Source organism: Pseudomonadota bacterium (genome assembly GCA_039028155.1).
In the GTDB taxonomy this organism is placed as follows: domain Bacteria; phylum Pseudomonadota; class Alphaproteobacteria; order SP197; family SP197; genus JANQGO01.
Genome location: JBCCIS010000054.1, coordinates 1 through 12,247, shown reverse-complemented (window position 1 = coordinate 12,247; position 12,247 = coordinate 1). Strand labels below are relative to the sequence as shown.

Sequence of the window (12,247 nt, the reverse complement as noted above, 5' to 3'; positions counted from 1 at the left end):
CTTCCGGTTATCAGGCGAGACCGCAGTCTGGACCGAGGTCTCACCCACCGGCAAGACGTAGCCAAGGCAAATCTAGAGGATTTTGAAGGCTCCCGGCTGGATCTCGGCCGATCGCGGCTCGTCGCCGCCATCAATGGGCGTGGCCTTGTAGTTTGCGTGGATGCCGTCGATCCAGGCGCGCGCCCGGTTGTTCAGCTCGAACTTCTTGGTCATCAAGCGGCCGCGCGTGATCAGGATTCCAAGATCGGCGCCTTCGTACCGGTAGTCGCCCGGCCCGGCGATACGCAGAAAGAACGCCTCGTTCTCGTTCTCGACCGCGCGGCGATGATAGTCGAAGCGGCCATACTGGACCTCGCCGTTGTCGCGCAAATGCCAGATGCCGGACTGCGGCGCTTCGGTCACCTTTTCGACGGTGTCGGCCGTGTGTTTGATGACCAGTTGTGACCAGCTATCGATGTTGTCGGGGTCCGACCAACGCTCGTTCAGCGCCGCGACGTCGAACTCGAAATCGACATCGCTGAATTCAAGCAAGTGAAACAGGAAGAGCGGCGCATCGGCATGGGCGAAGGCTGCATGGTTGGTCATTGAACTGGCGCCGGTAACGCGTGGGTTCAACTCACCGAGCCAGATCTCATCGGTGTCCTTATCGATCAGAAAGTCGAGTTCGAAGTAGCCACGATATCCTTCCTTGCGAAGCTGTTCGCCGAACTGGAAGGTCAGGTCGCGCGCTTTCAACCGGATGTCCGGCGTAAACGAGTCGGCAAAGATCTCGTTGCCGGCCCAGCCGCCTTTGTAGGGGGTCAGCTCCTTGAAGCCGACGATCTCCGTCATCAGCGGGCCGACTATGGTGCCCGCCTTCGTCGTGCAGCCTTCGATCGCGGCCTGGCGGCAGGCAATGCGTTTCATGATCTTGGTGTCGCCTTGACCGATGATCTCGTTGGCGTGTTCGTTCCAATCCTCTTCATTCTGGATAAAGAAGGTCGTGTGACCGGAATCGCCATAGGCCGTCTGGACGACGAGATCGTCGCCCAATGCGGCCTCGCGCGCGCGCGCGACAAGGTCGCCGTAGGAGGCCAGCGGCGCCAACACATTGGGCACCGACGGCACACCGGCAGCGTTGCCGATCCTGACGGTCTCGACCTTGTGATCGAGCCGGGTTCGAAGGGCGGCATCGGGGAACCAGACATCCATGCCGGCTTGTCGGGCAAGCGATTCGGTCTCTTCATCGAACATCAAGAAGACGGCCTTGGGCTTGCCGCCTCGCTTGTTGATCAGGTTGAGAACGTCGGGATGGCGCAGCAGGTAGTTGTTGATGTCCTCGATCGATTGGAACTCGTCATGGGGGTGTTCTGGCGGGATAAAGGTATTGGGATGACGGCCGTCGTAGCAGTCCAAGTAGTTGATAAATTTGAAGTTTCTCGCCCACTCATCCATGCCCAATAGATTGAAGTTGGTCGCACTGATGAAGTAGATCGGTGTTTCGTTGCGGTGGAAATAGCGACGGATATCAGACAATCCGCGCAGTTTACGCTGCTTCTTCTTGCCAGCCATGAACGGTCTCTCCCTGACGTGCCAGTCGTGCGGATCAGCTCTTGCGCAACCGGCTTGATTGCCTCTTTCGATCGACGCCGACGGTCGGCTTGCGCCCGCGTGAGCCGGACACAACATGACAGTCAGCAGAGCAAGGCCCCTTGTTTAGCCCCGGGGCGTTTTCTTGCTATGCTCAATTTAAGTCAGATCAACTGACGGTCCAATCTGTGATGAGGACATGCTGGAAATGCCTAACCTGACAAGACGGGGGATGATCGGCGCTGTCGCGCTGATGGGCGTCCTGGCTCTTGCAGCCTGCGTCAAGCCGACACCGTATCAGCCACGTCAGGATGGCTACGGTTACAGCAGCACGCAGCTGGAGGCGAACCGTTATCGCGTCACGTTCTATGGCAACACCAGGACCTCACGCGAGACCGTTGAAAACTACCTGCTCTACCGGGCGGCGGAACTGACGCTGGAAGTCGGCGGCGATCACTTCGAGGTGGTCGAGCGTGACACCGAACGCGACGTCAACACGTATACCAGCTACAACGTATATCCCGGTGGCAGCTTGTTTTATGGCTACAGGTCCTACCGCGGGCCCTACTACGGTCCTTACTATGGACCGTTCTATGGTCCGTACTACGGTGCGACCTTCGGCACGGCAACGACGCGCACGACCGAGAAGTTTGAGGCCACCGTCGAGTTTCTGGCTTACCGCGGCCCCAAACCGCCGGATGATCCCTACTCCTATGATGCGCGCGAGATTGTCGCCAACTTAGGCCCGCAGATCCGCTACCCCACCAACTAGCGCTGGCTCATGCGGCGCTTGTGACAATCTCCCAGCCGTCGACATTGGCGCGTTGCCGAAGCTTGCGGTCCGGCTCCACGGCAACGGGATGGCCAACCGCACTCAGCAGCGCGATGTCGTGTCTTGAATCACCGTAGGCTGTCGTCTCCGCAAGCGTGGTCTTTTGTTGCACGGCGAGTTGTTCGGCGATCAGGAGTTTTCGTTCCCGGTAGGGATGATTGAGTGGCGGTGCGGCCAGATAGCGGCCGTTCGCGGTTCGGCACTGTGTCGCGCAGACCGCGTCGACGTTCAGGTGCCATCCCAACGTGTCGGCCAAGAAGTCGGGCGCGCCGGTCAAGAGCACCACGTGGTCGCCTGCGGCACGATGGCTGTTGAGCCGGTTGATCATGTCGGGACGCAGCAACGCAAAGAGCGTCTCCGACGCAAACCGTTCGGCTTCCCGGCAGGTCGTTTCGACATCCAGGTCGGCTAGATAGTCCTTGTAGCGTGCCGTGCCGTGGGGGTCGCTGGCAACGAGAGCCGCAAGGAACGCCCAGCCGCTACGCGCCAGTTGCCGCGGGCCGACAAGGCCCTTGCGCAGCATGTGGGCGAAAAAACGCGTTTCGCTGCTGGGTAGCGGCAGCAAGGTCCCGTCCAGATCGAACAGCGCCAGCCGTGCTATCGCCGGTCTCCCGCCGTTGCGTTTGGTCCGAGCAGTCCGCTACCCATGGCAAACTCGATGATGACCGGCAATCCGCGAACCAGGCAGATGGTGACCGAGATGCCGACAAGAGCGGCAGTGACAAGATTGAACATGCCGTGCCAGGTCACCCACAGGCCCGGATCGACGGCCGGCAAAGGCTGCATCAACAGCACCCAGCCGAAGGTGACCGCTTTGACGGCGCCATAGAAGCCGCGCATGAAACGTCCGGCGACCAGAAACTTGCCGATCGGCGAGCGCATCATGCCGAAGGCTGTCTCGCCGTCGGTGATCGCGCCGTAACGGATCGAATCGACGATGGTGCCGCGCACGATAAAGACGAGCGCGACCCAGATCGGGATCAGGTCGAGATCCGCCAGCACGATCCACAGGACGTACTCGACGATACGGTCGACCGCGATGTCGAAGATCGATCCGAAGGCTGTGGTCTCGTGGCGTTTGCGCGCGACATAGCCGTCCAGGCCGTCGAGCGCGATGATGACGAACAGAAGCGGCATGTTGATGAGTTGCCATGAGGGGGGTGCCTGATAGGCCATGGCGACCAAAACAAACAACAGCCCGAAACGCAGCAGGGTGATCATATTGGCCATGCGTCGCATCTCCGCTGAACCCAAGCACAGCGCCCCCCGCGACAGTCCATCAAGCCTTACATATGGGTGCCCGTCAGCAAATGTCACTCGCCATCAGCTCGCCGCGTCAAGGGCGCCACCGATATCGTCCAGCAGGTCCTCGACATTCTCCAGGCCGACCGACAGACGTACCAAGCCGTCGCTCAACCCATGCTCGGCGCGTTCTTCCGGGCTGTAGGACGAGTGGGTCATGCTGGCGGGGTGCTGCACAAGCGTTTCGCTGTCGCCCAGGCTGACGGCGCGCGTCACCAGATCAACGTGGTTCATGAACGCCAGTCCGGCCGCCATGCCGCCCTTCAGTTCGAACGCCAAGAGACCGCCGCCGCCGGACATCTGACGGCGCGCGACATCGCGCTGGGCGAAGTCCTCGCGCCACGGATAAGACAAGGACGCGATCGCGCGGTGTCCGGCCAGCGTGTCGGCAATACGCATCGCGCTTTCCGAGTGGCGAGCCATGCGAATTTCCAGGGTCTTGAGCCCACGCATGATCAAAAACGCCGCCATCGGTGACAGGGTCGCGCCGGTCAGGTAGCGCAGCCCGTGCTGGCGCACCTGGTGAACGGTATCGGCGGGGCCGACAAGAAGACCGGCCAGCAGATCGCCGTGACCGCCAAGAAACTTCGTCGCCGAATGAACGACCAGATCGGCGCCATGATCAAGCGGCCGTTGCAGGGCCGGGGTCGAGAACGTGTTGTCGACGACCGTGAGCGCGCCATGCGCCCTGGCGATCGCGGAGATGGCGGCAATGTCGATGACGCGAAGGTTCGGGTTGGCTGGCGTTTCGAAGAAGACGACCTTGGTCTTGTCGGTAATGACCGCTTCCAGATTGGCGGGATCGGTCAGATCGGCGAGGCGTACGTCGACGCCGAAACGCGGCAGTCCATGGGTGAAGAACGAGAACGTGTTGCCGTAGACGGTGTGGTCCAGCACCACCTGGTCGCCTGCCGACAGCAACGTCCACATGGTCGCGGTAATCGCGCCCATGCCGGTCGCGAGCGCCAGTGCCGCTTCGCCACCCTCAAGGCTGGCCACCCGTTCTTCCAAAAGTGCCTGTGTCGGATTACGCGTGCGGCCGTAGACAAAGCCCGGTCGTTCGCCGCGGAACATCTCGCCACCGGCTTCCGCCGATTCGAACGCATAGGTCGATGTCATGAAGATCGGCGGCGTCAGCGCGCCGTGTTCGCTTGCCGGGTCGTATCCGTGATGGATCGCCCGCGTCGAAAAGCCGAGTTTTCGGTTATCACCTTCTTTTGTTGCCGCCATGACCTGCCTCTGATTCCTGGAATGCTGAGCGTTAGACCGGATTGGGGGAGGTGCGCAAGCGTCCGCCCTTGACGAACGCTCTGGCGGTGACCAGCTAAGGACGGGCGTCATTCGACCTGAGGGAAGGGAAAACACCATGTCATCCACCGTTCGCCGCCTCTGCGCGGCCGCTGCTTTGGCCGCTGCCACATCGTTGCCTATCGCGGCCAACGCTGATTCGATCGACACCGAGGCCGGCTATCTGCGCTGCGATGTCGAAGGCTCCGTCAGCTTCATCTTCGGCTCGACCCGCGATGTCACCTGCACGTTCGACCCGGTCGGTGACGGTACCGTCGAGACCTATACCGGCACCATCGAACGCTACGGTATCGACATCGGCTACATGGAGAGCTCGGTCATGCTGTGGGGCGTGCTGTCAACCGGTCAGCCGGTGCCGGCGGGTGGTCTCGCCGGATCCTATGGCGGCGTCAGCGCCGAGGTCGCAGCCGGCTATGGTGTCGGCGCCAACGTCCTAGTGTTCGGTGAAAAGTCGCTGGCGCTTCAGCCGCTCAGCGTTCAAGGCGGCGAAGGCCTGAACATCGCCGCGGGCGTTGCCGAACTCACGCTCGAGCATAACTGACGACTAGAGCGCGATCTGCTCTAAGCCCCGGACAGTGTCCCGCCATCGACGGGCATGGCGACGCCCGTCGTGAACGAGGCGCTGTCCGACGCGAAATAGAGGATGGCGTCGGCAATCTCTTCAGGCCGCGCCATCCTTTTCATTGGCGCGTGGGCGTGAGCGGCTTCCATAAAGACCGCCTCGTCCGCGCTCAGCGCGCCGGCGCCGTGCATCATGTCGGTGTCGACGTTGCCGGGACACACGCAGTTAACGCGAACGGCCGGCGCCAACTCCCACGCCATGGCTTTGGTCAGGTTGACGACACCGCCTTTGGCGGCGCAGTAGGCGGCGGCGTTGAGATAACCGACCAGACCCGACTCCGACGCGATGTTGACGATGTTGCCGCCGGACTCGATGAGCGCCGGCAGAGCGGCCTGGGAACAGAAGAAGGTGCCGCCCAGATTGATTGAGATGGCACGTGTCCAATGCGCCTCATCGATTTCGGCAACGGGCGATTCCTCATAGATGCCGGCTGAATTGACCAGCACATCCAGACCTCCCAGCCAGTCGATCGCGCTAGCGACCAAATCGCGGCTGGATTTCGGCTGGCCGATGTCGCCGGTGACCGCTGTCGCCTTCGATGACTGCAGCTCGTCGTGCCATGCGTCGAACGACGCGTCGCTGCGCCCGGCGATGGCGACATGGGCGCCGGCGTTGAGGAACCGCCTAACCGTCGCCGCGCCGATGCCGCGGGTTCCGCCAGTCACCAGCACCCGTTTGCCGTCAAAGGACATCCCGTATCTCTTCGCTGACGAAGGGGAGATCTAACCGGTGCGGCGCCGGCGAAGGTCGCTCGGCACCTGGCGGAAGGCGCGTTTGAAGCAGCGGCTGAAGTGAGACGCATCGGCGAAGCCGCAGTCGTCAGCGATCTGGGTCACCGTGCGCTTGGTATGGGTCAGCAACCAACGGCCGTGCCTCAGTCGCATGGCGCGATAGTAGGTCTGCGGGCTGACGCCAACGCTGCTGCGGAAACTGCGTTCCAACTGGCGAACGCTGGATCCGACGCGGCCGGCGATCTGGTTGATGCGGGGCGGGTTGTTCATGTGCCGCTCCATAATGACAAGCGCGCGTTTGACGCGATCATCAAAGCCGCGGAACGAGCCGTCGACCAGTGGCAGCGGTTGATGGCCCGGGCCTCGGATACCGTCGACCACGAGATGCGGTAGGATCTTCAGCGCGCGATCATGGCCGCAATGGCGGTCGACCAGGATCGCGGCGAGATCGATGACCGCGGTACCACCGGCACAGGTCAAGCGGTCGCGGTCGACCACGACGACGTCGTCACGGACTACGCGAACACGCGGGAACATGCGCGCGATATCGATGTCGTGGTCGCCATAAACGCAACACCGGTAGCCATCCATCAGGCCCGCCTGGGCAAGAACAAACACACCGGTGCCGACGCCGACAAGCGGTATGCCCTGCGCGCCGGCGCGGCGCAGATAGGCCAACATCGCATCATCGTAAACAAGACCGTCGGTCAACGGTCCGCCAACGACGACCAGGTAATCGAATTTGCCGGGCTCGCCGAACGTCTCGTCGGGCGGAATGGCGACGCCGCAACTTGAAGGCACGGGCCTTAGGTCGGCGCCGATCAGTGACCACCGGCAGCGGACCTGGCGGCTGCGTTCGCCGACGTCGCCGGCAATGCGCAAGGCATCGACAAAACCGGCGAAGGCGAGCAGCGTGAAATCCGGCGTTGCGATAAAACCGACGGCAAGATCCGGTATCACATCGTCCGACTGCTCACCGGCTGCGGAGGGGTCGCGGACCGTACCCGGCTGGCCGGGCAAGATCGCCGCCCGATCAACCGCTGAACCATCATGCTGGCCGCGCGCGGCCTTGGTCACGGCACGCTCCTTGATTGGGTTGGATGAGCCCAGTCTATGGCGAGCCACACCACCGGTCGATGGCCCCTTGGCGTCGACGTTCACAATCTATCCCAAGATTTGTACCCAGGCGGCCATGTGACGGGCGGGCGTTGATAAGGGCGAGTGTTCGGCCGCCAACGTTTGTCGATGGCCGCCCGGGTTTCGGCGGATACAGGGTCGCGAATACACCTTTTGGTTGTGATGTGTGTGCGGCCGATTCGGCGCGTGGTGACGGCGTCCCCTTGGGCCCTTGGCGTAGTCCCGATTTGCCATGCCACTTTACGGCCGCCGGCTGTCGCAAACCGGGACGAGCCATGTCTCACGCTGGCACAAAATGACGAGAAACTGGTGCGTCGATTGGCGCCTACGGGGCGTCGATGCGCGGCAACGCCCGGTCGAGGACCGCCGGGCAGTCCTCCCTCGCGTCGGTCAAGGTCATGCGACCGCTGGCGATGTCGTTGGCAAATTCGGCCAAGTCCGCGGGCGAGAGGCCGTCGATCGCGGGATGGCGGCGGGCCAGATCGGTGAACGAGTGGGCGCACCAGGGTGCATGCGCCTTGACGCCTGCCTGACTGCCCACGCGCAGCTTGAGCGCGGCCGCTGCCAATCGAATCAAGGACTTACGGAAAAGCCATGGATCGGAGTCGCGTTCGGCGTCGCGCCAAGCCGTTTCCCAGACTTCATGGGCTTCCCAGAAGTATCCGTTATCGAACAGGTCAATGCCGTAGAAAATCGCGGTCGAAATGTCATCGACATGGGCCAGTCTGTGGCGTCCGGGCGCGGCTCTAAGCGGGTGGGGCGTCTCGCCGGGAACGTAGGCATAAAGGGGAAATTGAAGGGTTGGGGACAACCTAGGCCGGCAAAATAGATTGGTGGTCCGAATCTTGCTCATAATACTTTGGAATTACCTATAATGTGTAGATATGGAGAGAGTCGTGACCTTGCTTCGTTGTCCGGTAATACAACATAATGGTGCGCAATCTGGAGCCTGTGTTTCCGGGATGCGCCAGAGCGCCGCGACAGGAATGACGAGGTCAGCGGGCAGGCGCATCGACTAAACGTAACAGATTGCTAAGGCAATCATCGGTGAAGCAACGTGGGGGCGTTCGTGGACACCATGATGGAAACAACAGGCGACATAGTGGTTATGTCGACGATCGATAGAGTCGGTCGACCCGGCGGTGCGTCATGAACATGATCGACCGACAGTCGGAACATCGCCTTCCGGTGATGAACGGCGAGCGCAAGGTCGTCACCGTTGCCTTTGCCGATATCGTTCAGTCGTCTGAGTTTGTCGCCGGGCACGACCCCGAAGACGCCAACGACCATTTGCTCCCCGTGCTTCAGGCTATGATCGATGCGGTGCACCGTTTCGGCGGCACGGTTAATCAGATCCTGGGCGATGGCATCATGGCGGTGTTCGGTGCGCCGATGGCGCAGGAAGACCACGCGCTGCGCGCCTGCCTTGCCGCGCAGGTCATGCAGATGATGGCGACCCACGCGCTGCGCAACAGCGTATGCACGGCCCTGCGCAATCAGAGTATTCGTATTGGCATCAGTTCCGGTGACGTGGTCGCGCAGACTCTGAAGGGCGACTTCCACACCGAGTACCGGATCGTCGGCGAGACGGTCTATCGCGCGTCGCGCCTTGAGAACGCCGCGACGCCCGGTAGCATTTTCGTTTGCCGCGATACCGTTCGTTTGTCGCGCGGCGCCGTCGAGGCGGAGCCTGTCGGCGCGGTGACATTGTCGACGGAGGCGCGCGCGATCGAGGCGATGCGCCTGAAGTCGGTCGTCACGTCGCACAATCTCTCCGACCGTACGGCGGAGACCGGCGCGCCGGCGCTGGTCGGTCGCCAGGACGAACTGGCTGCCTTGCGCAAACGCCTGGAGGAAACCAAGACGGGCACGGGCGCCTCCATCGTCGTGACGTCCGATGCGGGCGTCGGCAAGTCCAGGATCGTGCGTGAACTCGTCGATGACTTGTCCGAGCGCGAGTACCGGGTCGTCGAGTGTGAACTGCATCCGACCGGTCTGGCGCGACCCAGCGGGACCATTTCGCGCGTGCTGCGCGGTGTGCTCGGTTTGATCGCCGATGACCGCGAAGCGCTGGAGTTCCGTCTGGACCAAATCGACCTGCGTGATCCCATGTTGCGCATCGCGCTCCTTGAGGTGCTCGGTCATGCGGTCGACGATCCCGGTTGGGCCGAGAGTTCACCGTCTGAGAAACTGCGCCTGACAGTTGATGCAGCCGTTTCCGTGATTGTCGATACCGCCCAGGACAAGCCGACTGTCATCGTGCTTGAGGACATCCATTGGGCCGATACACAGACACGGGCTTTCGCCAAAGGGCTGTCTGGCTGTGTAGCGAATACCGCCATCATGTTGCTGGCAACCTCACGCATTTGGACAGAGCCAGTCTGGACGGCGTGGGATGGTGTTGTTGAACGTCGTCTCGAGCCACTGGACCCTGAGTTGACGCAGCGGTTGCTGGATAAAATGTTGGGCGTGCGAAAGGAATTGGCGCACCTGAAGCAACGTCTTGTCGAAATGACGCAGGGCGTGCCTTTCTTCATCGTTGAGTGTGTCCGCAGCCTAAAAGAGACCGGCGCGCTCCAAGGTCAGTTCGGCAGCCATCGCCTTATGGTGCCGACAACCGAAATCCAGATACCCGCGACGGTTCATGGCCTTCTCGCCGCGCGCATCGACACGTTGCCTGCCTCTGACCGTTATGTCCTTTTGTGTGCCGCTGTGGTCGGGCAGAGCTTTGATGTCGGCCTGTTGCAAGAGATCACCGGTCGCAAATCACAGGATGTCCTGATGCAGCTGAACCGGCTGCAGGCGGCAGGGTTCGTCAATCGTACGCGTATTGTGCCGAACCTAGAATTCAGCTTTCAACATGCTCTGACGCACGACGTCGCATACGAGACGCTCCTGAAGAGCCTGCGCCGCGACTTGCACGGCATGCTGATGACCGCGTTGGAACGGCGCCGTTCCGATCAGATGCCGGGTCGCGTCGAGCTCTTGGCGCATCATGCCTTTTGCTCCCAGAGTTGGGCCAAGGCGGTTGTCTATGGGCGCTTTGCCGCGCGGGCCATGTTGTCGGCCTCGCGCAATGCCGAAGCGGCGACTTGTCTCGAACGCGCCATGGATGCTCTGACTCAGCTTGACGACACGAGACGAAACAAGGAGCGGCGCATCGATCTGGCGTTGGATCTTTTCGGCGCCTACCTAACAAGCAGCAATCATGATGCTGCCGATGAACTGCTGACGTCCATCGAGATCACGGCGAAGGAAATCGACTGCGCGCTGCGTCTGGGCCGCATATCATCCGCACGGACGCTCTATTACTGGGTCACGGGCAAAGTCTCGAAGGCGATTGCGACGGGCAAAGATGCGCTTCAGCGCGCCCGACAGCTTGGTGACCCCGCGTTGAAGGTGCTCGGCGGTGTGCGCCTTGGCGCGCTCTACATCGATCGCGGTGACTTTGAAGCGGCGTGTACGCTCTTGAAGTCGTCCATCAACTCGATCCCGCGCGAGCACTATCACAAGCGCTATGGGCTCTTGCCTGCCGCTTCGGTGACGACGCTTGCATCCTTGTCGCGTGGGCTTGCCGAACTGGGTCACTTTGGCGAGGCGCTGGACTATGGCGACGAGGCCATCCAGATAGCCGATGATATCGGCCACGGGTTCAGTCAGATCTACGCCAATCTGTGGGTCGGGAACAGCCTTCTCAAAAAGGGCGACTTCGAGCGCAGCATTCCGTTGTTGGAGCGCAGCTACGAGATGTGCGAGCGCACGTCGGCTGATCTCCTGTTTCCGCGAAGCGCAAGTTCACTCGGCTATGCCTATGCGCGGACCGGTCAGACGGGCGCGGGTCTTGCGTTGCTGACCGACGCCGTCAAGCATGCCGACCGCCAGGCCATCATGGGCAACTACTCCCAACAGCTTGCCTGGCTTGCCGAGGCGGAGTTGGACGCCGGCGAGGCCAGGGTGGCGGCCGATCACGCGACGTTGGCGTTGGAAGCTGCTGTTGAATCGGGCGAAAAGGGCCTCGAAGCATGGTCTTTGTGGTTGCTGGGTGAAGTGCACAATCATCTGAGCGACCAGCCCGAGCCTCTCGCCGAACGGTACTTCACGAAGGCGTGGGATATGGCCAAGGCACATCGTATGAGCCCACTGGTCGCCCATTGTCATATGGGTCTTGCACGCTTCTACATGCATCACGCTGCGCCTCGAAAGGCGAAGGATCAACTCGATTTCGCCATTTCCACCTACCGTGAGCTCGACATGGGCTATTGGCTCAAGGTCGCTCACACCGAAGCGCTACTGATCGACGATCTACACGAGCAACGGGTTCACTGATCGAGCGCCGATTTCCGCCCTTTTTTGACCTGTGAACCAATTCACAGACGCCCAATAGTCAGCTTGCTACTCCTGCCTGGTCTGCGGTTTCGCACAACTAGGACAGGAGATTGGCTATGGCCAATGCGTATCAGGGCGGGACATACGTTCGTGGTCCCGACGGTGTGCTGTACCGCGTTGAAGCGGGCAGAAGTAGTGAGGTCGTGGACTGTGGCGCCGAAACGTCACACGTCTCACGATCTGAACCCAGAGGTGAATTTGCCGTTAGCGATCACGCCTCGGGTCGTTTCGCGATCGAGCCCGGTGACGATCACGCGGCTGGCCGCTTCGCCATCGAGGCGGGCGACCATGCTTCCGGTCGTTTCGCGATCGAGCCCGGTGACGATCACGCGGCTGGCCGCTTCGCCATCGAGGCGGGCG

At 61.6% G+C, this 12,247-nt stretch carries 11 protein-coding genes; 3 read left to right on the top strand and 8 right to left on the bottom strand.

Annotated features, from left to right (window positions below):
• Positions 1-72: 72 nt before the first annotated feature.
• Entirely contained in the window at positions 73-1,551 is a 1,479-nt protein-coding gene (locus tag AAF563_21070; protein MEM7123781.1) for a biotin carboxylase, read from the bottom strand.
• A gap of 250 nt (positions 1,552-1,801) precedes the next feature.
• Between AAF563_21070 and AAF563_21065 the strand changes: the two genes are divergently transcribed.
• Positions 1,802-2,341, top strand: a complete 540-nt coding sequence (locus AAF563_21065) for a hypothetical protein (GenBank protein ID MEM7123780.1) — start codon at positions 1,802-1,804, stop codon at positions 2,339-2,341.
• Between the two features lie 7 nt (positions 2,342-2,348).
• Here AAF563_21065 and AAF563_21060 read toward each other — a convergent pair whose 3' ends face one another.
• From AAF563_21060 to AAF563_21050, 3 genes are all read right to left on the bottom strand, one after another.
• Positions 2,349-2,987, bottom strand: coding sequence for an HAD-IB family hydrolase (locus tag AAF563_21060; protein MEM7123779.1), 639 nt, complete (start codon positions 2,985-2,987; stop codon positions 2,349-2,351).
• Between the two features lie 11 nt (positions 2,988-2,998).
• Positions 2,999-3,631: a CDP-alcohol phosphatidyltransferase family protein gene (locus tag AAF563_21055; GenBank protein MEM7123778.1), complete on the bottom strand. Its 633-nt coding sequence runs from the start codon at positions 3,629-3,631 to the stop codon at positions 2,999-3,001.
• 93 nt (positions 3,632-3,724) lie between these two features.
• Positions 3,725-4,933, bottom strand: coding sequence for an aminotransferase class I/II-fold pyridoxal phosphate-dependent enzyme (locus tag AAF563_21050; protein ID MEM7123777.1), 1,209 nt, complete (start codon positions 4,931-4,933; stop codon positions 3,725-3,727).
• Positions 4,934-5,069: 136 nt separating this feature from the next.
• Between AAF563_21050 and AAF563_21045 the strand changes: the two genes are divergently transcribed.
• Complete coding sequence (locus AAF563_21045; protein ID MEM7123776.1) at positions 5,070-5,552, top strand: DUF992 domain-containing protein; 483 nt, start codon at positions 5,070-5,072, stop codon at positions 5,550-5,552.
• Positions 5,553-5,572: 20 nt separating this feature from the next.
• On the opposite strand, the gene AAF563_21040 is transcribed toward AAF563_21045, so the two are convergent.
• The 3 genes from AAF563_21040 to AAF563_21030 form a co-directional block, all read right to left on the bottom strand.
• Positions 5,573-6,325, bottom strand: a complete 753-nt coding sequence (locus AAF563_21040; protein ID MEM7123775.1) for an SDR family NAD(P)-dependent oxidoreductase — start codon at positions 6,323-6,325, stop codon at positions 5,573-5,575.
• A gap of 30 nt (positions 6,326-6,355) precedes the next feature.
• Positions 6,356-7,441: a GlxA family transcriptional regulator gene (locus tag AAF563_21035; protein MEM7123774.1), complete on the bottom strand. Its 1,086-nt coding sequence runs from the start codon at positions 7,439-7,441 to the stop codon at positions 6,356-6,358.
• A gap of 385 nt (positions 7,442-7,826) precedes the next feature.
• On the bottom strand, positions 7,827-8,312 hold the full coding sequence (locus AAF563_21030) for a DUF309 domain-containing protein (GenBank protein ID MEM7123773.1): 486 nt from the start codon (positions 8,310-8,312) through the stop codon (positions 7,827-7,829).
• A gap of 338 nt (positions 8,313-8,650) precedes the next feature.
• Here AAF563_21030 and AAF563_21025 point away from each other — a divergent pair, with 338 nt between their 5' ends.
• Positions 8,651-11,827: an adenylate/guanylate cyclase domain-containing protein gene (locus AAF563_21025; protein MEM7123772.1), complete on the top strand. Its 3,177-nt coding sequence runs from the start codon at positions 8,651-8,653 to the stop codon at positions 11,825-11,827.
• 233 nt (positions 11,828-12,060) lie between these two features.
• Here AAF563_21025 and AAF563_21020 read toward each other — a convergent pair.
• Positions 12,061-12,247: hypothetical protein (locus AAF563_21020; GenBank protein ID MEM7123771.1), on the bottom strand; the 187-nt coding region annotated here is incomplete at its 5' end.